We start from the raw sequence: 21,421 nt of genomic DNA on the forward strand, positions 1-21,421 counted from the left end.
TTCGTCCTCTGAATGCGTTCTACCGCATTCAGAGGACGAAATGCGTGGGGGTCAGGCGCCGAACCAGGCGGCGAGGGACTCCCGCAGGCCGTCGGCGTCGTCCCCGGCCCAGGCGACGTAGCCGTCCGGGCGGATCAGGAGGGCGTCGGCGGGCCGGTCCTCGGCCTTCGCGATGTGGACGTCCACGCGCCCCTGTGCGAGTTCGCGGAGTTCCGGTCGCCCGGCGAGATCCAGCAGGACCGGACGCGCCGGACGCAGCAACTCGGCGACGCTGGTCGCGCCCTCGTCGGTCTCCAGCGCGAGATCCGGGACGAACGTGCCGGCGAGCACGTGCCCGGCGCCCGGCATCGGGTAGCGCGTGTCGGTCCCGGCGACGTGCGAAGCCAGCCGCCGCGCGGCCTGTTCGTCGTCCAGCAGTTCCTGGAAGACCGCGCGGAGCGCTTCGGCGGCTTCGTCGTGCCCGCGCCGCAACGCGACCTGCGCCCGGGACTGCAGGAGCGCCCGCGCACCGGCGGCGTGCCGTTCCGCGTGATAGGTGTCCAGCAGCCCTTCCGGCGCCCGTCCCTGGATCTCGGCGGCCAGTTTCCACGCCAGGTTGACCGAGTCGGACATGCCGACGTTGATCGCCGTGCCGGTGGACGGCAGCAGGTGGGCCGCGTCGCCCGCCAGCAGGATCCGGCCTTCGCGGTAGCGCTCCGCCTGGCGGGCGGAGAACTGGTAGCGCGAGAGCCGGACCGGGTCGCCCAGCGGGACGTCGCCGCCGAGCACGCGGCGGATGCTGTCCCCGAGTTCGGTCAGCGTCATCGGCACGTCGTCGTCGATCTCGCCGGGGTCGTCCTCCGTGGTCTGGATGAACAGGATCCCCGGCGTCAGCGAGCCGAGCGCGAACACACCGGTGTCGGTGCGGGTGAAGCCCGCCTTGATCAGGCCGAGTTCCGGCGTCTCGATGTCGCCGTTGTCGTGGACGGTCAGCCCGTCGGGGATCTTGACCTGCCCGATCCGGTTGACCTCGGGATAGGTCGTGCCGGGGAAACCGATCCCGGCCATCGACCGCACGGGGCTGCGTCCACCGTCGCAACCCACCAGGTACGGGGCGGTGACCTCGTACGTCCCCTCGGGACCGCGCACCTCGGCGGTCACCGACTCGTCGTCCTGGCGCAGCCCGACGACTTCGTGCCCGCGACGCACTTCCGCGCCGAGCTCGATGGCGTGCTCCTCCAGCAGCCGCTCCAGCGACTGCTGACGGACCGAGAGCGCCTTCAGCGGCGGCTCCTCGAACCGGGTGAGGTCCACATGCACCCCACCGAACGGGAAACGATGCGGCGGGACGGGGTCGGTGACGAGCCCCCGCACCCGCTCCAGCAGGCCGCGATAGTGCAGCAGGTCCAGGATCTGCCCGCTGAGGCCATGGGCCTTCGGAGTCTTCCCCTGTTCCGGCCGCCGTTCCAGGATCAGCGGGCGCGCACCGGCCAGCCGCAGCTCGGCGGCCAGCATCAGACCGGTCGGCCCGGCACCCACGATGATCACGTCGACGTCCGTCAAATCTTCACTCCTGTTCGGCCTGTTCTGGCTACGGCCGAGGATTCTGCGGCACCACCGGGGTCTTGCCGCAAGCCCCCCGGTGCGCTATATGTTGAACATGGAGGGGCACGCCCCACCATCTTTCCGGGTACGAGCACCAGGGATCGCCCGTCCGCGAGGCGGGACGCTGGGCCGGTGACAAGAATCCGCATCGCTGCTGCGCTCACTCTCACCGCACTCGCCGCCGTCACGCTCACGCCCGCGGTTTCGGCCGCGCCGAAGGGTCTCCTCTGGGGTCCCTGCCCGTCCGGCTCGCCACCGGGCTACGACTGCGCCGAGATCGAGGTCCCGCTGTCCTATCAGGACCCCGGCGGACCTCGGATCACCATCGCGCTCGGCCGCCTCCCCGCGACGGACCAGAAGCACAAACGCGGCACCCTGTTCACCAACCCCGGCGGCCCCGGGAACAACGGCCGCTTCAGCAGGTTCCAGACCCCGTCCCTGCACCGGCAGTTCGACATCGTCGGCTTCGACCCGCGCGGCGTCGGCGCCAGCACGCCGGTCCGCTGTTTCACCAGCGACGCCGAAACCGAGCCGCTCAAACGGATCCTGGGCAACTTCCCGATCACCGCGGAGCAGGAGACCCGGCATCTCGCCGACGCCCGCGAGGTCACCGCTTCCTGCGGCCGCAACGCCGGGCCGCTGCTCGGCCACCTGTCCACCGCGAACGTCGCCAGGGACCTCGACAGGATGCGCGAAGCCGTCGGCGAACGCCGCCTGCGCTATTACGGGCTTTCCTACGGCACCTATGTCGGCGAGGTGTACGCCAACCTCTTCCCCCATCGCGTCGGCGCCTTGGCGCTGGACGCGGTCAACGATCCGATCGCCTGGTCCACCGGGCACCGCCCGGAGGACGCGAACGTCCCGTTCAGCATCAGGCTCGGCGGCTTCCGGGACGCGGACCGCGCACTGCAAGCGTTCCTCGACGCGTGCGCGGCCGACACCCGGTGCGCGTTCCGCGAGCCGGGGACGGACTTACGGGCCAAGTACGACGCGCTCCTCGACCGGCTGCAAGCCACGCCTGGGCCGGTCACCTATCAGGAGGTCATCCGGCGTACCCACCACGCGCTGACCGACGAGGCCAATTCGCCCGCGCTTGCGCAATTCCTTCAGTCCGTGGCGAATCCGGTCGCGAGGAAGGCCATCGCGACGCCTTTCGATTCCGCGATGGGTGGCGGCGGGACGATCTGCGCCGACACCACGAACCCGCGTGATCCGGCCGCCTGGCCCCGTGCCGCCCGCGCGGCCGACCGGGAAGGCCGCGGTTTCGGTTCCTACGACGCGTATCTCTCCCTGCCGTGCGCCTTCTGGCCCGCCTCCGATCCGGCGCGATACACGGGACCGTGGAACCGGCCGACCGCGCCGATCCTGTTGCTGGCCAACGGCAAGGGCGATCCCGAAACGCCGTACGCCGGGGCGACGCGGGCCGAACGCATCCTCGGCAACGCGCGGCTGCTGACGCTGGACGCCTGGGGGCACGGCGCGTTGAACCGCAGTGCCTGCATCGACGCGGCTGTCGACGCCTATCTGTCCCACGGACGCCTTCCGGCGCGCGGCACCGTGTGCGCCCCGGATCACGCGCCGTTCGACGCCAGGTAGGCGCGCGCGGTGTCCGCGTCGGTGAGCCAACCGGCGTAGTCGACGGGGTCGGCGAAGATGTTCGCGAACCGGCGTGCCACCTCGGGCGCCGTCTGCGCGGCTTCCAAGGTGGCCAGCACGTGATCCGGCGGCGGTCCGAGCAGATCGTTGCTCAGCCGGGTCGCGTGCTGCGCCTTTTCCCAGTATTCGGCGAAGGTGCCACGCAGGAACGCTTCGTCGAACGGACGGTCGCCGTGGTCGAGGACGCGCCGTTCGTAGACCGCGGCCGCGTGCGCCGCCATGTTCGCGCCCTGTCCGGCGATCGGGTCGTTCGTCACCGCGGCGTCGCCCATCGCCAGGACCTTCGCCCCCGACGGCAGCGTCCCGACCGGGTCGCGGACGATCGGCAGGACCCGGCCGCGCAAGACGTCCAGCGGGCCGCTGGGGATGGCGCCGGCGAGTGACTCCTCGACCCACGGGAACTGCTTGCGCAGCAACGTCATCGCGATCTCGAAGTGCTCGTCGACGCCGGTGACGCCGTCCCAGACGTCCATCGGGCCGCCGGGTACGCCGAAGAACCCGAGGCCGAAGACGGGTCCGCGCACGGACTGGATCGGCAGCCCGAACAGCTCACCGGCCTGGGAGAGTCCGAACGTCAGGCCCGGATAAACCGGAAGCGGTTCTTCCCTGCCGGAGACGAGATACAGGATCCCGATGGTCCGCTGCGGCTCACGATACGGGGAACGCGCGTCGTCACGCGGGAAGAGGACGTCGAACTGCGGGCCGCGCCCGGCCGCGACGAGCACTAGTTCGAACTCTCGGGCGTACTCCTCCAACCCGGCCGGAGTCACCTTGCCGATCCGCACCTCGCCGCCCCGGTCGGCGAAGGCGGTCAGCCAGGCGGACACCTTGACCCGCTGATCGACCGACTGCGCGGGCTGGTCGAACCGGGCCTGCCACGAGACCGCGGGCTCCGGGGAATCGCCGGCGAGCCCGAACGACGCGCCGAGGATCTCGGGTGCCCGCCCGTCCCAGAAGTTGATGCCCAGCGCGCGTTCCCTGGTCAGCGCGGGATGGAACACGCACTGGTTCGAGATGAGCCTGCCGTCCCTGATCGTTTCGGCGTCGCGGTCGGTGACCACGGTGACGGCGTATCCGTGCCGCTGCAGGCCCAAGGCCAGGACCAGTCCGGCTTGACCGGCCCCGACCACCACGATCCGGCGCATGGCTCCCCCTCAGTCGAGCAAGGCTTGGTACACCAGGTTCCTCAATTCGACGCGGATCGGGTAGGTGGAAGAGGGCAGCAACTGGGTGAAGAACAGGACCGTGACGTCCTCGTCCGGGTCGACCCAGAACGCGGTGCTCGCCGCGCCACCCCACGCGAACTCCCCTGCGCTGGCGAGGGTCTTGGCCTTCACCGGATCGTCGAGCACGGAAAAGCCCAGCCCGAAGCCGAAACCGTCGTAGGGCGCCTCGGAGAACCCGGTCCGCCCGCAGGTCTCCAGGTCCACGCCGCCGGGCAGGTGGTTGGTCGCCATGAGCCGCACCGTGCGCGGTCCGAGCAGCCGGACGCCGTCGAGTTCGCCGCCGCGTACCAGCATCTGGGCGAAACGGTGGAAGTCACCGGCCGTGGAGACCAGCCCGCCGCCGCCGGAGAAGCACGAGGGCTTCACACGGCCGAGCGCACCGAGCTCGTCGTGACGGAACGGCTCCTTGGTGGCGGGATGGGGCACGTAGAGCGCGGCCAGCCGGTCGAGATCGCCGGCGGCGGCCTGGAATCCCGTCTCGTGCATGCCGAGTGGGGTGAAGATCCGCTCGGCGAAGAAGACGTCGAGCGACTGACCGGAAACGACCTCGACGAGCCTGCCGAGGATGTCCGTCGCGACCGAATAGTTCCATTCCGTACCCGGCTCGAACAGCAGCGGCAGCCGCGCGATCGCCTCGGACACGCCCGCCAGATCGAGCCCCGGCGCGGTGCCGAAGTCGAACCCCGCCTCGCGGTAGACCGCGTCGACCGGATGCGTGCGGTGGAACCCGTAGGTGAGCCCCGCGGTGTGGGTGAGCAGATGCCAGAGGCGGATCGGTTCGGCCGCGGGCACGGTCGCCTGCTTCAGCGACGAGCCCCCGGCGAAGACCCGCGGTTCCGCGAACTCCGGCAGCCAGCGGGAGATCGGATCCTTGAGGTCGATGAGGCCGTCTTCGACGAGCATCATCGCGGCGACCGAGGTGACCGGCTTGGTCATCGAGTAGACACGCCAGATCGTGTCGGTCTCCACCGGCAGCCCGGCCTCGATGTCGCGCAACCCGTTCGACGCGAGATGCGCGACCTTCCCGTTCCTGGCCACCACGGCCAGATACCCGGGGAGCCGCTTTCGCTCCAGATACCCGTCGAAGTGCTTGTCGATCCGGCGCAGCCGCTCCGCGTCGAAACCCACCTCGGCCGGGTCGACGTCCACCTTCAGCTCGATCATGCGCCCGAGGCTACGCGTTCCGCTCGGCCTGTTTCTCCAGTCGCCACGCCTCGTCGGTCTTCCCGATCCGCCAGTATCCGGAGATCGACAGCAGGTCGCGCCGCATACCCCGGTCGTCCAGCAGATGGCGCCGGAGGTCCCGGACGAAGCCGGCCTCGCCGTGGACGAACGCCTGCACGACACCTTCGCGCCAGTCGAGCGCGCGGACGGCGGCCGCGAGGTCGTCGCCCCGGCTCCGGTGCAGCCAGGTGATCCGCGCGTCGCCCTTGGTGGTCAGCGACTGCTCTTCGGCCGCGTCCTCCACCAGGATGAACGCGTGCACGGTAACACCCGCCGGCATCGCTTCCAGTGACGCGGCGATGGCGGGCAGAGCGCTCTCGTCACCGGCGAGCAGATGCCAGTCGGCCTCCTCACCCGGCGCGTACGCCCCGCCAGGACCGGAGACGAGCAGCTCGTCGCCGGGCTTCGCGGCGGCGGCCCACGGCCCGGCGACGCCCTCGTCACCGTGGTGGACGAAGTCGAGCACCAGCTCGCCGAGGTTCGCGTCGAAGGCCCGGACGGTGTACGAGCGCATCCGCGGCCACTGCTCGCGCGGCAGCTCTTCGCGGACGCGGGCCAGGTCGAACGGTTCGGGATAGGTGACACCCGGCACCCGGAAGTGCACCTTGACGTAGGCGTCGGTGAATTCGTTGGGCCGGAACGAAGAGATCTCTTCGCCCCCGGCGACGATCCGGACCATGTGCGGGGTGATCCGCTCGGTGCGCAGCACCCGCAGCCGGATCCCCGACACCGCTCTCCGCGCCTCGGCCATGCACACTTCCTTTCCTTGGTTAGGTGAACCTAACCAAGCGTACGCCTTTCGCCGTCGGGCCGGGCGAGGTCTCCCATCATCCGATCAAAGCTCTCGCCGACACTTTCGGCGAATCCGGCGAAGAACCGGTTCGCCAGGGGTACCGCCCACCGGCTCCAGGTGGCGACGTTGTACACCCGGTGGGTCACCCGGGCACCGGCCGGATCCTCCTCGACGGTGTACTCGCCGCGATACCACCAGCCACCCTGCTGGGCGAGGAAACGACGCTCGGCGTCCAGCTCGAAACCGGGGTTGTACGGCTGGGCCCGCAGCGTCTCCGCAAGCCGGGTGAAGACTTCCGCTGCCGGCGCGGGGACCACGCCGGACACCTCGACCAGGAGCTTCACGAAGGATCGCTCACCCGGGTGTTCTGGAACGACGCGACGCGCCAGCCATCGGACTCCTCCACGAGGACGTACGTCAGCGTCGACTCGCGGCCCGGCTCCGGCTTGCCGTCCGACAGCGACGACCCACCACCGGACACGACGATCGCGACGTCCGGCCGGACGAACCGCACCTTCACCTCGCCGCCCGCCCTGAGTTTCGATCCCTTGAGCGGCCCCTCGAACAGCGACCGGTGCGCGCTTTCGATCATCGCCCGCCCGGGCATGTTCATCCCGAAGAAGGTCACGTAGTCGGCGTCTTCGGTGAAGAGCGACGCGTACGCGGCCGCGTCGCCGTCGTTCCACGCGTCGGCGAGTCTGCCCAGCACGGCGAGGACTTCGGTCTGTCGATCGGTCATGATTCCTCCTGGACGAACGCTGTTCGTTTGACGAACACCGTTCTACAGACGAACGATGTTCGCGTCAAGTAGAGTTCCCGGCGAACCCCCGGACCAGGAGGCGAACGAAGTGAGCAGGCCCCGGCGTCGCGCCGAGAAACCCGTGCTGTCCCAGGAGCTCGTGGTGAAGACGGCACTGGACCTCCTCGCCGCCGAGGGACTGGAGGCGGTGAGCATGCGGCGCGTGGCCCAGGCGCTGGAGACCGGTCCGGCGTCGCTCTACGCCCACGTGGCGAACAAGGAAGAGCTCCACGAGCTGATGGTCGACCACGTCCTCGCCTTCGGCCCGTTCCCGGAGCCGGATCCGGAACGCTGGGTCGAGCAGGCGAAAGAGCTGCTGCGCGACAACGTGCGCGCGCTGACGTCGGTCCCGGGGATCGCCAAGATCGCGTGGGCCATCCCCGTGCCGGTCGGCGCGAACGCCTTGCAACAGGCCGAAGCGATGCTCGCGGTGCTGCGCGCGGGCGGCCTCGACCTCAAGCGTGCCCTGTTCGCCGCGGACGCGTTATGGCTCTACGCCAAGGCTTTCGCGTACGAAGGCGCGGGCTGGCAGCACGGCGACATCGATCTGGCCGAACAGGAGGAACGCGGCAAGCGGATGGTCGAGTACATGACGTCGTTCCCGCCCGGCGCCTTCCCGAACCTGCTGGCTTCAGGTGAGTACTTCACCGCGGAGACCGCGCAGGAACGCTTCGAGTTCGCCATCGATCTCTTCTTGCGCGGGTTGGCCTCCGCCGCCTCGTGATCCGACTTGGCGACGTGTTGCGAAAGCCACTTTCGCAACGTTGAAGGTTGCGAAAGTGGCTTTCGCAACCTCTCGGGACGCATGGCCGGGGCGAGCGCGTCGTCCGTCCAGACACACGTGGCGTCCGGCCGAGCTCAGAGCAGCGCCACCGCGGCCGCGTACTGCGGCACCAGCTGCGCCCCCAGCGAAGCCTTCATCTCCGACATCTTCTTCCCGAACACCACCCGCGGCCGCCCGCTTTCCACCGCCCACCGCACCGTTTCACCGTAGAAGTGGAAGTACAGATTGGGCCGCCCGCCGAGTTCTGGCGGCAGCGCCGCCCAGTGCCGGGCGATCGGCAAAGCCGGGTGGTCGAGAAGGGTCGCGACGGCGACCGCGCGGCCCGTGGCCGTCTCGCGGTACTCGATGACGTGCACATCCGGTTGCCGCAGCAGCGCGCTCACGTAGCCCACGAACGCCGGAAGCGGCACGATCGGCACGTCGTGGTGCTTGGTCTCGTTGTGCCGCAACAGTTCCGCGATCTCGACCGGATCGACCTCGGCACCGGGACGCACACGCACGTCGACCGACGGGTCGGCGTCGAAGGTCCGGAAGATCTTGCGCAGGTTCTGCTTGCGTTTCCTGGCCAGCGAGTGCATCCAGTCGTCCCGGCTCGAGAACGGCGTGACGTCGAGGACGGCGACGTCCTCGGTCCGGCGCACCATCTTCAATCGGCCGCGGACACTGTCCACTCCGGACTCGCCGACCTGCCGCACCAGCAGTGCGCGCAGGCCGAAACCGAGTTCCGCGCGCATGGCCGGGACGAACGAGTCCAGCAGCATGCCGACACCGCCATCCTCGCCCGCGCCGTCGAACCACCAGCCCGGCATCGCTCCCGACCCGGGCGAGCGGACGTCGAGACCGCCGAACCGTCCGCGTCCGGCGGGGCGGGCGAACCGATGCCGCCGAGTGAGTCCGGTGACCCAGGCGGAGCTGACCACGCCCCGCGGTTCCCCGCCTTCGAGCAGGACCGTGACCGGTTGCTCGGTACGCGCCGCCCACGCCTGGGTGGTGAGCACCTCCCAGCTCCAGTCCGCGCGCAGTCCCGCCTTGGTCCGCAACGCTTTCCAGTACGCGGGCTCCGGATCGCGGCGCGGGTCCAGGACTTCGATCACCATCGCGTCACCGGTCTCGGCACGATGACCCCGAGCAGCGGGACCGGCTGGAAACCGAGCGTCGCCTTGAGGTCGGTCAGCCCCCGGCCCATCGACAGCGACTTCCGGTTGCCTTCGATCATGTAGCGCACATTCCGGACGACGGCCTCGAAGTAGAGGTGCTTCGGCCGTCCCTCTTCCGGGGCCAGCGCCGCCCAATGCTGATGCAGCGGCGCGACGGGATGGTCGAGCACGTTGGTGAACGCGAGCAGCCTGCCCTCGCCGTCGTGATACGTCGAGGTGATCACGTCCGGCCTGCGCACGAGCTCGCCGAGATATTCGGCGGTGACCGGGCCGCGCCGGTCGAATTTCACCGGCCCCATCCGTTCCCGGTGCTCCCGCAGCATGGTGGCCAGCTCCAGCGCGTCGAGGTCGGTGCGGCCCGCCTCGGTGCGGACGATCACGTCCGGGTCGGCGGCGATCTTCTTCGACTGGCCGCGCAGGCTCAGCCGCCTGCTCCGGCGCAGGGACGCCAGCCACCCGTCGACATCGACGAACCTGTTCTCCAGTACCGACGTCGGCATAGTGTCGCGTACTGGCCTGCCCCGTCCTGTCAGCATGTCGAGGGCTTCCGGCTCGACGGTCCGGTAAAGGACGCCCAGACAACCAGGCCCGGTGAAGCGGCACACAGCCCGCTCGAACCGGCGCATGATCTCCCGCCGGTCGGCGGCTTCGACACCGTCGACGAACAGCCACGGCGGGTATCCGGAAAGCCACGCGTGCTGCACCTCGACCCAGCGCGGCCCGAGTCGCGCCACGCCGCGCACGGCACCGGGGCGGTCCGGCGAGACCGGGGCGCACAGCATCGCCAGTACCGCGGCGACGATCTCGCCCCCGTCGGTGATCACGGTGAGCACGTTCGGGCTGCGGGAAAAACGCGACTCCACCCGCAGCAGCTGGTAGTCCCACGGAACCGGGGCCTGCTGCGCGGCGAGGAATCCCGGCCAGCCATCGGGTTCCGGATCGGTTCGCGGGTCGAGCACCCGCACTTCCCAGGTCATCGGCCCAGCACCGGTCTCGGCACGGCGACCGACACCAGGGGCCTGGTGCCGAAGCCGAGCGCGGTCTTGTTCTCCAGCATCGCCCGGCCGGCGGTCAGTTCGGGGCGCCGATGCGCGATCATGTGCTCCACCGCCCTGGCGTAGAAGTCGACATAGAGCCCTTTCCGTCCGCCGCCCGCGCTCGGCAGCGCGGCCCACTGGTGCAGCGCGCAGCCGTCCTCGGCGTCGAACACCGTGCCGAATCCCAGCAGCCGCCCGGATCCGTCGCGGTAGGTGCGGGTGACGACGTCCGGACGGCGGACGAGCGCGTCCAGATAGGACGGTGCGATCGGGCTCCGGGTGTCCATGTGCAGCCCGCCGAACCGCGAGCGCTGGCCGCCGGCCCAGGCGCGGTCGTCCTGCCGGGACCGGTGGGCGTTCAGCAGCACGGCGAGTTCGTGGCAGTCCAGGTCCCGGCGGGCCGTCGCCGCCTCGGTGCGCAGGTCCCCGTGCTCACGCAGGTCGTACAGCGTCTTCCGGATCTCGTCGTCGAGCGACCGTTCCCATTCGTCCACAGTGGAGTACTCGTTGGTCAGGACGGCGGCCGGATCGATCTCGCGGGACATCCGGCCGCGGCCGTCCAGCGCCGGGAGGAGTTCCGGGTTCATGGCGCGATAGATCAAGCCCAGCAGCCCCGGGCCGAGGTGGGCGCACAGTGCCCGCTCGAACCGGCGCACCACTTCCCGCCGCTCTGTGTCGTCCAGCCGTTCGTCTAGCACCCCGGCGGGATACCCGCTGAGCTGCCAGAGGTAGGCCTCCGCCCAGCGCGGGCGGAACCTGCCACCCAGTACGGACAGCGGCGCGAAGTCGCCCGCCCGCCAGCTCCGGCACACCATCACGGTGAACGCGCCGACGATCGTCCCGTTCCGGCGGAGCACCGCGAGCACCGCGGGGTTCTTCGCCATCCAGGCTTCCCGGCGCAGGACGTCGTACTCCCACACCGGCCACAACCGCGCCCGCCGCAGGAAACCACTCCAGCCTTCGGGTTCGGCCGCGCTTCTCGGATCGAGCACCTCGACGTCGAACGTGGTGCTCCGTGCCGCCATCTTCGTTCCCGTCACGTGTGCACGACCGGTGTCCCGTGTCGCGGGCAAGGCGAGATCTCACCACGGACACCACCCGCCGGGAGCACGTCCACGAACCGCGGGGAATCCTGACGCAGCAGCGTGAAGGCGAGACCGCCCGTCGTCGGGCGCGCGTAGACGCGAGGCCAGTCCAGGTGCCACCGGCCGCATGCCTCGATCGCGCCCAGGTAGCCCAGGGCCGGATCGTGGAGCACCCCGTACGGTCCGGAGTCCATTGTGTCCAGTTCTCGTCGCGGTACGGATTCGACCCGGTACGCACGGTCCTCGGGCAGTGCCGCCGCGAACACGGCGAGCTGCTTGTCGTCACCGATCGCGAGCACGCGGCGACCACGGCGGAGCTCGGCCGACAGTTCCGCCAGGACACTCGGCGCCGGTACGTCGGGATCCACCACGCAGCAACGAACTCCCCGCGGCAGGTCCACCGGCGCCCGCACCTCGTCCCCACCGAGCACGACGACCAGTGCGTCCCCCGTCACCGAACGTGCCTTACGCAGCACGGGCCCCAGGCCTCGGCTCGGGTCGATCCGTTGTGTGCCACCGGCGAGCGGTACCAGGTCGACGATCTTGTGCACCGCCTCGGCCAGCGGCGCCGCGCCGCCGTCCGTCCCGGTGCGCCCGGGCACCAGCACGGGATCCGTTCTGCCGTCGAGTGCCCAGCGCTCCCGGTAGAACGGCACCGTCGCGAAGGCCGACCGCACGGACCGCCGGTAGGCGGCACGCCAGGCGGCACTCACCCCCACTGTCCACATGGCGCGCAAGCTTGCGTCATCGATGCCGGTTTGGGAATACCCCGCGCCAGGTTCATCCGGTTTTCGCCCGACTTCCCATCTTTTCGACTGAGCTGAAAGGACGAACTTTCGGTATGTGCTGGCGGGAACAAAGCAAGTCTGCCTATAACACGGGAACTTTCGAACCGGCACGACCTGCCGGCACCTGGGGCAAGGGGACTCATGAACCGTGAAATCACGACGAGTGACGCCACGAACACGATAGCGCACACACCGCGGGGATTCGCCAGATGAGCTGGTCGATACCCGGACCCACGCGGAGTGGACTCACCGTGGTCGTCCCGTGCTTCAACGAAGTCGACAACGTCGAGCCCTCCTACCGGGAGATCGTCGCCGAGTTGGGAAATCTCCCACTCGAACTGCTCTATGTGGACGATGGGAGCACCGACGGGACACTGGACGTCATCCGGGCGCTCGCGCACACCGACCCCCGGGTGCGGTACGTGTCCTTCACCAGGAACTTCGGCTTCGAGGCGGCTTTTTCCGCCGGTTATCGGTACGCGGGAAAACCGTGGCTACTGCACATCGACGCCGACCAGCAGTTCCCGGCCTCCGAAGCGGGGAAATTGATCAACGCGGCCGAAGAGGGCCACGACGCCGTTTTCGGTGTCCGCACCAATAGGCAAGATCCCTTACCAAGACGGTGGGGAACCGCCGCCTTCCATTTCCTCGGCCGTCGTGTGCTGCGCATCGAGATCCCGCCCGGCGCGACGGCGTTCCGCCTGGTGCGCACGGAACTCGCGCGCAAGATCGTCGATCTCCGGCTGGGTACCCCGTACTTCCTCGCCACCGTGCCGAGGCTGACCAGCCGCTACACCACGGTCCAGGTGGCTCACCGGGCCCGTGAACGCGGCGAGTCCAAGGTGGGCTTCGGTTTCCTTTCCTCGCACGCCATCGAGCTGTTCGTCGGCTTCACCCGGCGGCTGACGACGGTGGCTTCGAGCACGGCGATGCTGACCGCCGGGATCTCGGTACTCGCCGGGATCGCCGCCGCCACCGGGCTGCTCGGCTTGACCGCCGCTTCGGCGCTGACGTTCGTCCTGTTCTCCGTGCTGCTCGCGGTGCTCGCGCTGACCGTCCGCTACCTGGTCGTGGTCGGCGCGGGACAGCCGCGGCCACGGCAGTTCTACATCAGGGAAGCCAACTTCCCGGTCGACGAGGACGACCGGCTCTACGCCTCGGCCATGGCCGAGATCCATCCTGGGGAAAGGCAAGCGGGAGTGAAGAAAACCGAAGACACGGCGGCCGCGCGGAGCCTGGTGATCCTGGGCGGTGCCGACGGTTCGGTCAGCACGTACCACCGGGCGCGGGAACTCGGTTTCCGCACGATCTGCGTGGACGTCCGCGCGAGCGCGCCCGCCGTGGCGCTGGCCGACGAGTTCGTCCAGGTCAGCGTCCGCGCGCCGGAGCAGATCGCGGCGGCACTCGAGGGACGGGACGACATCGCCGGGGTGCTCTGCCCCGCCAGTGACGTCGGGCTGCCCACGCTCGCCTGGCTCACCCGGCACTGGGGTCTGCCGGACCCGCTGCCCGAGGCCGCCGTCGCCGCTTCGGTCGACAAGTCGGTCTTCCGGGAACTCTGTGACCGGCTGCGCCTGCCGACCTACCGCAGTGTCGGCGGGAAGCCGGGACCGGATCTCGCGCTCGCCGCGCAGCAGCTGCGGTTTCCCACGCTGGTGAAACCGGTCGACTCCTCCGGGAGCCGCGGTGTCGTCTCGTGCGCCAGCCCCGGCGGCCTGACCACCGCTTTCGCCGACTCTCTCGCGTTCTCACCGTCGGGCAAGCTCGTCGTGGAGGAACACCTCGACGGCTCGCACTACACGATCGAAGCGCTCGTGGTCGACGGCCGGATCGTGTTCCACGCGGTCACCCGCCGGACGCTGACCCCGCCGCCGTTCTTCGTGACGGCGTCCCATCTGCTGCCCGCCGGGCTGCCGCCGGTGGTGGACCGCGCGCTGCCGGTGATGCTGGCCGCGTTGTGCGCCGAACTCGGCTACCGCACCGGGCCGCTCACGCTCGACGCGGTATTGGGCCGTGACGGGAAGTTCTACCTGATCGAGATGGGCGCCCGGATGGGCGGGAACGGCCTCGCCGAGGCGATCGAGCACAGCACCGGCGTCGACCTGATCGCCGCGGGGATCGCCGCCGCGACCGGCGACGAGGTCGTGCTCTCGCCGCGCGACCCGCGACCGACGCTCATCCACATCCTCGCCTCCGACCGCGGGGGCAGGATCGTGCGCATCGAAGGCGCCGACGAGGTCCGCGCGATGCCCGCGGTGCACAACCTGGAACTGTTCGCGGAACAGGACTCCTACGTCAAACCGTACGAGCAGGCCGGCTACAAGATGGGCTACGCGGTGCTTTCAGCGCCGACCGTGCCCGAAGTGCTCGCGGCGGAGGACGAGTTGCGCGGCACGCTGAAGTTCCTGCTCGACGAGCAGGGGATGGCGGTACCGCTCCCTTGACCGGAACCTCGCTCACCGGTGCCGGCACCGCGTCGATCGCGGCGCCGAAGCCGTCGATGGTGCTTCGGCTCCTCGCCGGGCGCGGTGTCTTCCGGCTGGCCATCCAGGCGATGGGCCTGGTGCTGATCACCGCGTGGGGCGCGCACGACTACGGCCGGTTCGCCACCGCGCTCGGGCTAATGACCTGGCTCAACTTCGTGCCGTCCGCGGCGGAGAAGTCGGCGTTGAAATGCCTGCCAAGGCTGCGGATGACGCGGGACGCGGTCGCGGCGCTGGCCGTTCGCGTCGCCGTCGTCCCGGTACTGGTGGTCCTGGCGGCGATGGCGGTCGCGCTGATCGTCGCGCCGGACTCGGACGCCGCGCTGTACCTGACGTCCGCGGGCTGGTCGATCTCCGGCGGCCTGCTGATGACGGTCTCCGGCCTGCACCGCTTCACCGGCAGGTCCACTTTGGATGCTCTGGCGTTCACCGCGGGCGCCCTGGTGGTCGGCGCCGTGACGGTGGGCACCTGGTTCGTCCGCTGGCCGCCGTTGACGCACCTCGGTCTGCTGCTCGGCGGGATCCTGCTCATCCTCGGCTTCTCCGCGGCACTGCTGCCGAGGAAGTGGCTGCGCGTCCAGAGGATCGCGGGACATCGGCTCCTGCCCGCGTTCGGCCGGACCACCGTGCTGCTCGGGATGACCGAGGTGCTGGACGTCCTCGCGACGTCGACGGTGTTCGGGGTGCTGGCGCTGGCGGGCCGGACCGTCGACAGTGGACCGTTCTACGTCGCCCTGCTGGCGAGCAGCGCGTTCTGCTCGCTGCTGTTCTACCAGCTCCGGGTGCACCAGCCGTCGATTTCCGCGCGACTGCGAGGAAGCGGTGCGGCGGCGGGGAGGGCCCGCGCGGTCGACCTGCTGAAGCTGGTCGAGCGGGGCTCGCTCGCGTTTCTCCTCCTCGTGGGCATCGCCCTCGTGGTCCCGGCGGCCCGCGCGGTGCTGACCGCTGAAGACACCGTCGGCGCGTACGTGGTCCTGGGTGTCTTCGTCCTGGTCGAGACGGTGTTGTTCGCCATCCAGCTCTACGCGGGCTTCTTGATCGAGAACACCAACAGCAAGGTCCTCACGCTCACCGCGTCGGCGTCGATCGCCGGTCTGGTCGCCACCCCACTGGCCGCCGTCGCGCTCGTCCCGGCGATGGGGCCGGTCGGCGGGTTCGCCGCACTCGTCTTCGCGATCGGCGCGCGGGCGATCGTCCTCCGGCGGCTGCTGCGCCGCCACCACCCCGAACTCTGAACGTCGCACTGGAGAAGGAAATGTACGTACTGGGAATCAGCAGGGTCCACGACTCGGCGGCCGCGCTCGTGCGCGACGGTGAGATCATCGCGTTCGCCGAAGAAGAACGCTTCACCCGGAAGAAGCACGACGGGGACTTCCCCGCGGAGGCGATCAAGTTCTGCCTGGAGCGCGGCGGGATCACCCTCGCCGACGTCGACCACGTCGCCTATTACTGGCAGCGCTGGCGCGAAGGCATCCACGCGGCGAAGGTGTTCGCGAAGTACTTCCCGGGGACGCTGGAGGTCTTCCGAAACCAGAACGGCGACGAGGGCGGCTCCTCGGCGGGAATGGTCGAGACGTTCAAGACCGGTGGCGGCAAAGGCGTCGACGACTACCACGTCGGCGGCGCGGTTCTCGCCCACATCAAGCGGTCCTTCACCCTCGAACGCGACGTGAAGGAGGCCGTGGGCTGGACCGGCCCGACGAAGTTCAAGACGCATCTGGTCGACCACCACAAGGCGCACGCCGCCAGCGGGTACTTCATCTCGCCGTGGGAAGAGTCGGCGGTGCTCACCTTCGACGGGATCGGCAGCGACGGCACCGCGACCTATCTGGGCCACGGCAAGGGAAACCGGATCATCGACATCCGGCGGATCAAGTTCCCGCACTCGCTGGGCGCGATGTACGCCGGCGTCACCGGCTATCTGGGCTTCTACCCCACCCGTGACGAAGGCAAGATCATGGGCCTGGCGCCGCTGGGCAACGACACCTACGTCGACGCGTTCAAGCAGCTGATCCACCTCGACGACGACGGCGGTTACGAGCTCGACCTGAGCTTCTTCGGCCACCACCGCACCGGCAAGCACGTGATGTCGAAGAAGTTCACCGACCTGTTCGGCCCGGCACGGCCCAAGACCAGGGTCACCGCGGAGAACCCGGTGCCGCAGCACTACTGCGACGTCGCCTACGCGTTGCAGGTCACCCTGGAGGAAGCCGGGCTGCACATCGCGCGCTGGCTGCAGCGGGAAACCGGATCGCGGCGGCTGTGCGTCGCCGGCGGTGTCGCGCTGAACAGCGTGATGAACGGGCGGATCCTGCTGGAGACCCCGTTCGAGGACTTCTTCGCCCAGCCCGCCGCCGCCGACGACGGCTGCGCGCTCGGCTCGGCGCTGGAGGTGTCGGTCGGCAGGTACGGCAAGCCGCGTCCCCGCGACGGCTACACCTACACCGGCCCCGACTACACCGAGGCGGAGATGGAACTGGCGCTGCAGGACGCCGGGGTCCGCTACACCAAGGTCGACGACATCGCCGCGCACACCGCGAAGAAGATCTCCGAAGGCAAGATCATCGGCTGGGTGCAGGGCCGGATGGAATGCGGGCCGCGCGCGCTCGGCAACCGCTCCCTGGTGGCCGACCCGCGCGACCCCGACTCGAAGACGCGGATGAACGAGAAGGTCAAGCACCGCGAGGCCTTCCGGCCGTTCGCGCCGTCGTGCCTGGCGGAACGCGCGGGCGACTGGTTCGTCAGCGACTACCCGTCGCCGGTCATGCTGCTGGTGTTCGACGTCCTGCCGGACAAACGCGACGAGGTCCCGGCCATCACGCACGTCGACGGCACCGCCCGCGTGCAGACGGTGACCGAATCCGACAACCCGCTGTACTACCGGATGATCAGCGAGTTCGAGAAGATCACCGGCGTGCCGATGGTGGTCAACACCTCGTTCAACGACAACAACGAACCGATCGTCGCCAGCCCGGCCGACGCGGTGGCCTGCTACCTGAAGACCGACGTCGACGCCCTCGCCCTCGGGCCGTTCTGGGCAGAGAAGGACGACCTGTGACCGCGACACTGCCCGAGACCGACGGCTGGGTTCCCGCGCTCTACCGGCGGCGGAAATGGTTGTGGCTGGTGCCCGCCGTCCCGGCCGTGGTGACCACGCTGCTGATCATGGTGATCCTGCCGCCGGACCAGACGCTGGACAACGTCGTCGACTGGGCGTTCAAGCTGTGCCCGTTCGTGTTCGCGGTCGCCACGGTGGCGCTCTTCCCGCGAAGCAAATGGGGTCCGGCGCTGATCGTGCTCGCGGTGTTCGTCTACATGTCCTATTTGGACACCGAGCTGATCATGCGGATCCAGGCGTTCGCCAGGAACGCCGCCACCGACGAGAACGCCTTCCAGCCGGTGTATCAGTTCGAACTGTTCATCGTGACGTTCATCGTCCTGTTCGGGCTGATGGCGTACCGGCTGGGCGGCGGCCGGACGGCGAACGTGCTCAAGACCGGGGTCGCGGCGATCCTCGTGGTGATCTCGGGCGCGAACGACCTGACGTTCTGGGCGCTCAACGACGTCTGGGCGGCCGGGACGAAGCCGACCGAGCTGAAGTGGGCTTCACATATGATCGTGTTCCTCGGCGGGCCGCCGAGCGTTCCGGTCGCGGTGATGTTCATGCTGGTGCACCTGGTGCTGGCGGCGGTCGTGGTCGCGCTGCCGGTGGGCCGGTGGGTCGACCGGGCACTGGGATTCGCTTCGACCTCGCGCGAGGCATAGGTCGGTCGTGGCTTGGCCCGTCGGCCCCGTTATGCCGGCGCATGTCGCGAAAGCCACTTTCGGGACGTTGGATGTCTCGAAAGTGGCTTTCGCGACGCCTTCGTCCACCCGGGCCGCCATGTCGGCCGAGGAAGTTGCGAAAGTGGCTTTCGCAACACCTCCGTTCACGTGAGCCGGCGCACCAGGCCGTCGGCCAGCAACCGCCCCCGGTCGGTCAGCACCGCCCGGCCCTGACCGTCCAAAGCGGACTGATCCAGCAGTCCTTCGGCGGCGGCGGCGCGGGCTTCGGCCCGGCCGTCGTCGTCGAGCGCGTCGAGCGGAAGCCCTTCGGACAGCCGGAGTTCCAGCATCACGCGTTCCAGATGCCGGTCCTCGTCGGTCAGCAGTTCACGGCCCGCGGCCGGTGACTCTCCGGCGGCGAGGGACGCGGCGTAGCGAGCAGGGTGCTTCACGTTCCACCACCGGACGCCGCCGACGTGGCTGTGCGCACCAGGACCGGCGCCCCACCAGTCGCCGCCGCGCCAGTAGCCGATGTTGTGCCGGCAGCGGGCTTCCTCCGAGGTCGCCCAGTTGGACACCTCGTACCAGCGCAGCCCCGCCGAGGCGAGGACGCGGTCGATCATCTCGTAGTCGGCGGCCAGCACGTCGTCGTCCGGCGCGGGCAGTTCGCCGCGGCGGATGCGGCGGGCGAGCGCGGTGCCCTCTTCGACGATCAGCGCGTACGCCGAGACGTGGTCGACACCCGCGGCGAGCACCGCGTCCAGCGAAGCCTGGAGGTCTTCGGTCCGCTCCCCCGGCGTGCCGTAGATGACGTCGAGGTTGACGTGTTCGAACCCCGCGGCGCGGGCTTCTTCGGCGGCCGCGACCGGACGGCCCGGAGTGTGCACGCGGTCGAGGATCTTCAGCACGTGCTGCGCGGCCGACTGCATCCCGAGCGAGATCCGGTTGAATCCGGCGTCGCGGATACCCGCGAAGAACTCGGGCGAGGTGGACTCCGGGTTGGACTCGGTCGTCACCTCGGCGTCCGGCGCGAGACCGAAGGTGTCACGAACGGCGTCGAGAACGCTTCGGAGCCCGTCCGCGCCGAGCAGGGACGGGGTGCCGCCGCCGACGAAGACGGTGTCGACCGCGGGCGGCTTCCCCAGCACACGCGCGGCGAGGTCGAACTCGCGCTTGAGGCCTTCGAGCCAGGACTGCGGCGACGAACCGCTGTCCAGTTCGCCGGCGGTGTAGGTGTTGAAGTCGCAGTAGCCGCAGCGGGTCGCGCAGAAGGGGACGTGCACGTAGACACCGAACGGTCGCGTGCCGAGCCCTTCCAGCGCGCTCTCGGGGAGCGCGGACTCGACGGGCGTGGTGGTTTCGGGCAGCAACGCGGGCACACCCCAGTGTCCCCCACGCCGTGAAGGCCTCCTTCCCCGGGGAAAGAGGCCTTCACGGAACGTCATCGGTCGGCGATGCGCACCTTGACCGACGTGGAGCGGGTGCCGTCCTCGAACCGCACCCAGACGAGGGTCTCCATGCTCAGCGAGTAGTCGTTGACCACGTGGTCGACCGACCAGTCGCCGTAGCGGTCCGTGACGGCGTCGCGGCTCATCGCGACCTCGACCAGCACCGTATGGGCCACATGCCCCCGGACACCCGGCGAACAGCCGACCGCCTCGAACCGGTACGAGTCGCCCTTGTGCAGCACAGCCCCCTCGTCGGGCGAGATCAGCCTGCACCCCTGCTGCGCCCCGGAAGCGGTACCCGGGATCAGCAGGGACGCCAGCACCATCGCGGCGACCACCCATCGGCGCATGCGCAACTCCTCCGTCCTCTGTGGATCGGAGATCGAAGCTAGCGCCGTCGGCGGCCCCGCGCGGCCTCACTCACCCGAAGCGGTACTAGGCCAACCCGTTCGCGGCCAGCCATTCCGGCGACGGCGGGATCACCTCGATGATGTCGATCAGGAAGCCGTTCAGGTCCTCGATGTAGAAGTGCCGCTGGCCGAACTCCTCGTCCACGAGTTCGGTGACGATCTTGACCCCCTCTTCGCGCAGCCGCTCGTACTCGGCCACCGCGTCGTCGACCATGAAGCCGACCATGGAACCGGCCGCTTCCTGCGCCCGCCACGGCTCCGGCGTGGCCTTGTGACCACGCTTGGCGAAGCTCATCTCATAGCCGGGCACGCCGACGTTGAGGCTGGAGAACCAGTCGAGCTCGATCGTCACCGTCAGCTGCATGTGCCGCTTCCACCAGGCGGTGGTCTCGGCGATGTCGTCGACGAGCACACAGGCACCGAAACCGCTGAGTTGCATCTGGTGTTTCCTCCCAGTCCTTAACCACTTGATGCGTAGTACTATAGGCATAGTGGTTTGACCGAGGCAAGGAGAATGTTCCGATGCGACAGAACCCGGAGCGCCGAACCGCGCTCACCGACGCCGCGATCACCGTCCTCGCCCGTGAGGGCGCCCGCGGGCTCACCTACCGCGCCGTGGACGTCGAAGCGGACGTCCCACCGGGAACGACGTCGAACTACTTCCGCAACCGGGACCAGCTGCTCGGCGAGGTGGGTGTCCGCGTGCAGGAACGGCTGTCGGCCCCGGCCGAGGTGATGGCGAACCCGCAGGCGGAATCGCCGTCCCACGACCGGGTCGGCGTCCTGCTCGGCGAGCTCATGGGGCGCCTGACCGCCCACCGCGAGCCCTACCTCGCCCTGCTCGAACTCCGGCTCGAAGCGACCCGCCGCCCGGACCTCTCGGCCGCGCTGACCAAGACCATCCGCGAGGGCATCGACATGAGCGTCGACTGGCACATCGCGGCGGGGATGCCGGGCGGGCGCGCCGAAGTACTGCTGATGTACCTCGCGCTGACCGGGCTCACCGTCGAGCGGCTCACCCTGCCGGAGGTGCTCGCGGACGTCACCGACGAAGAGGTCATCCGGATCATCGTGGACCGCGTCCTGCCGTCGTGAGGAGCGCGCGTTCTGCGTCACAATGCCCGGCGGCGAACCCGGACTTGACCTTCCAGTCATGCCTTTGACCAGCCAAAACAGCCGAAT

At 69.4% G+C, this 21,421-nt stretch carries 20 protein-coding genes and 2 pseudogenes; 9 read left to right on the forward strand and 13 right to left on the reverse strand.

Annotation, left to right across the window (positions count from 1 at the left end; translation table 11 throughout):
• Positions 1-51: 51 nt before the first annotated feature.
• Positions 52-1,542: an FAD-dependent monooxygenase gene (locus NQK81_RS12210; RefSeq protein WP_257488262.1), complete on the reverse strand. Its 1,491-nt coding sequence runs from the start codon at positions 1,540-1,542 to the stop codon at positions 52-54.
• 174 nt (positions 1,543-1,716) lie between these two features.
• On the opposite strand from NQK81_RS12210, the gene NQK81_RS12215 reads away from it, so the two are divergent.
• Positions 1,717-3,180, forward strand: coding sequence for an alpha/beta hydrolase (locus tag NQK81_RS12215; RefSeq protein WP_257488263.1), 1,464 nt, complete (start codon positions 1,717-1,719; stop codon positions 3,178-3,180).
• Here NQK81_RS12215 and NQK81_RS12220 read toward each other — a convergent pair.
• The 5 genes from NQK81_RS12220 to NQK81_RS12240 are packed head-to-tail and all read right to left on the reverse strand — an operon-like array spanning position 3,156 to position 7,222.
• Positions 3,156-4,385, reverse strand: coding sequence for a styrene monooxygenase/indole monooxygenase family protein (locus NQK81_RS12220; RefSeq protein ID WP_257488264.1), 1,230 nt, complete (start codon positions 4,383-4,385; stop codon positions 3,156-3,158). The genes NQK81_RS12215 and NQK81_RS12220 overlap by 25 nt on opposite strands.
• A gap of 9 nt (positions 4,386-4,394) precedes the next feature.
• Positions 4,395-5,630 (reverse strand): serine hydrolase domain-containing protein, encoded by a 1,236-nt coding sequence (locus NQK81_RS12225; protein ID WP_257488265.1) that lies wholly within the window; start codon positions 5,628-5,630, stop codon positions 4,395-4,397.
• 10 nt (positions 5,631-5,640) lie between these two features.
• Positions 5,641-6,441: a siderophore-interacting protein gene (locus tag NQK81_RS12230; RefSeq protein ID WP_257488266.1), complete on the reverse strand. Its 801-nt coding sequence runs from the start codon at positions 6,439-6,441 to the stop codon at positions 5,641-5,643.
• Positions 6,442-6,470: 29 nt separating this feature from the next.
• On the reverse strand, positions 6,471-6,827 hold the full coding sequence (locus NQK81_RS12235) for a hypothetical protein (protein WP_257488267.1): 357 nt from the start codon (positions 6,825-6,827) through the stop codon (positions 6,471-6,473).
• Positions 6,824-7,222 carry an SgcJ/EcaC family oxidoreductase gene (locus NQK81_RS12240; RefSeq protein WP_257488268.1) on the reverse strand — a complete coding sequence of 133 codons (399 nt, stop codon included), beginning with the start codon at positions 7,220-7,222 and terminating at the stop codon, positions 6,824-6,826. Before NQK81_RS12240 ends, NQK81_RS12235 begins: the two co-directional genes overlap by 4 nt.
• Positions 7,223-7,331: 109 nt before the next feature.
• Between NQK81_RS12240 and NQK81_RS12245 the strand changes: the two genes are divergently transcribed.
• Positions 7,332-8,006, forward strand: a complete 675-nt coding sequence (locus tag NQK81_RS12245; protein WP_257488269.1) for a TetR/AcrR family transcriptional regulator — start codon at positions 7,332-7,334, stop codon at positions 8,004-8,006.
• Positions 8,007-8,140: 134 nt separating this feature from the next.
• Here the strand turns inward: NQK81_RS12245 and NQK81_RS12250 are convergent, their stop codons facing one another.
• Genes NQK81_RS12250 through NQK81_RS12265 form a run of 4 tightly spaced genes read right to left on the reverse strand, consistent with a single transcriptional unit; the run spans position 8,141 to position 12,022 of the window.
• Entirely contained in the window at positions 8,141-9,163 is a 1,023-nt protein-coding gene (locus tag NQK81_RS12250; RefSeq protein WP_257488270.1) for a GNAT family N-acetyltransferase, read from the reverse strand.
• Entirely contained in the window at positions 9,157-10,200 is a 1,044-nt protein-coding gene (locus tag NQK81_RS12255; protein WP_257488271.1) for a GNAT family N-acetyltransferase, read from the reverse strand. The genes NQK81_RS12250 and NQK81_RS12255 overlap by 7 nt, the downstream gene beginning before the upstream one ends.
• On the reverse strand, positions 10,197-11,285 hold the full coding sequence (locus tag NQK81_RS12260; RefSeq protein ID WP_257488272.1) for a hypothetical protein: 1,089 nt from the start codon (positions 11,283-11,285) through the stop codon (positions 10,197-10,199). Before NQK81_RS12260 ends, NQK81_RS12255 begins: the two co-directional genes overlap by 4 nt.
• An 11-nt stretch (positions 11,286-11,296) precedes the next feature.
• Positions 11,297-12,022 carry a hypothetical protein gene (locus NQK81_RS12265; protein WP_257489745.1) on the reverse strand — a complete coding sequence of 242 codons (726 nt, stop codon included), beginning with the start codon at positions 12,020-12,022 and terminating at the stop codon, positions 11,297-11,299.
• A 320-nt stretch (positions 12,023-12,342) separates the two neighbouring features.
• On the opposite strand from NQK81_RS12265, the pseudogene NQK81_RS45380 reads away from it, so the two are divergent.
• From NQK81_RS45380 to NQK81_RS12290, 6 genes and pseudogenes are all read left to right on the forward strand, one after another.
• Positions 12,343-13,293: pseudogene (locus NQK81_RS45380) on the forward strand (glycosyltransferase family 2 protein); the annotation flags it as partial.
• Between the two features lie 435 nt (positions 13,294-13,728).
• Positions 13,729-14,211, forward strand: a pseudogene (locus NQK81_RS45385) (ATP-grasp domain-containing protein); the annotation flags it as partial.
• Positions 14,185-14,577 (forward strand): hypothetical protein, encoded by a 393-nt coding sequence (locus NQK81_RS45390; RefSeq protein WP_371878898.1) that lies wholly within the window; start codon positions 14,185-14,187, stop codon positions 14,575-14,577. The pseudogene NQK81_RS45385 and the gene NQK81_RS45390, both read left to right, overlap by 27 nt.
• Positions 14,574-15,851 (forward strand): hypothetical protein, encoded by a 1,278-nt coding sequence (locus NQK81_RS12280; protein WP_257488273.1) that lies wholly within the window; start codon positions 14,574-14,576, stop codon positions 15,849-15,851. The genes NQK81_RS45390 and NQK81_RS12280 overlap by 4 nt, the downstream gene beginning before the upstream one ends.
• A 20-nt stretch (positions 15,852-15,871) precedes the next feature.
• Entirely contained in the window at positions 15,872-17,674 is a 1,803-nt protein-coding gene (locus NQK81_RS12285) for a carbamoyltransferase family protein (protein WP_257488274.1), read from the forward strand.
• Positions 17,671-18,381 (forward strand): hypothetical protein, encoded by a 711-nt coding sequence (locus tag NQK81_RS12290; protein WP_257488275.1) that lies wholly within the window; start codon positions 17,671-17,673, stop codon positions 18,379-18,381. The genes NQK81_RS12285 and NQK81_RS12290 overlap by 4 nt, the downstream gene beginning before the upstream one ends.
• A 164-nt stretch (positions 18,382-18,545) precedes the next feature.
• On the opposite strand, the gene hemW is transcribed toward NQK81_RS12290, so the two are convergent.
• From hemW to NQK81_RS12305, 3 genes are all read right to left on the reverse strand, one after another.
• Positions 18,546-19,760 (reverse strand): radical SAM family heme chaperone HemW, encoded by a 1,215-nt coding sequence (hemW, locus tag NQK81_RS12295; RefSeq protein WP_257488276.1) that lies wholly within the window; start codon positions 19,758-19,760, stop codon positions 18,546-18,548.
• 62 nt (positions 19,761-19,822) lie between these two features.
• A complete protein-coding gene (locus NQK81_RS12300; protein WP_192745812.1) occupies positions 19,823-20,179 on the reverse strand; it encodes a hypothetical protein in 357 nt (118 codons plus the stop codon).
• 85 nt (positions 20,180-20,264) lie between these two features.
• The gene (locus tag NQK81_RS12305; RefSeq protein ID WP_257488277.1) at positions 20,265-20,678 is read right to left on the reverse strand and encodes a VOC family protein; all 414 of its coding nucleotides are present in this window, start codon (positions 20,676-20,678) and stop codon (positions 20,265-20,267) included.
• Positions 20,679-20,761: 83 nt separating this feature from the next.
• Between NQK81_RS12305 and NQK81_RS12310 the strand changes: the two genes are divergently transcribed.
• Positions 20,762-21,334, forward strand: coding sequence for a TetR/AcrR family transcriptional regulator (locus NQK81_RS12310; RefSeq protein WP_257488278.1), 573 nt, complete (start codon positions 20,762-20,764; stop codon positions 21,332-21,334).
• The last annotated feature ends 87 nt before the right edge of the window (positions 21,335-21,421 follow it).

Source organism: Amycolatopsis roodepoortensis (assembly GCF_024628825.1).
In the GTDB taxonomy this organism is placed as follows: domain Bacteria; phylum Actinomycetota; class Actinomycetes; order Mycobacteriales; family Pseudonocardiaceae; genus Amycolatopsis; species Amycolatopsis roodepoortensis.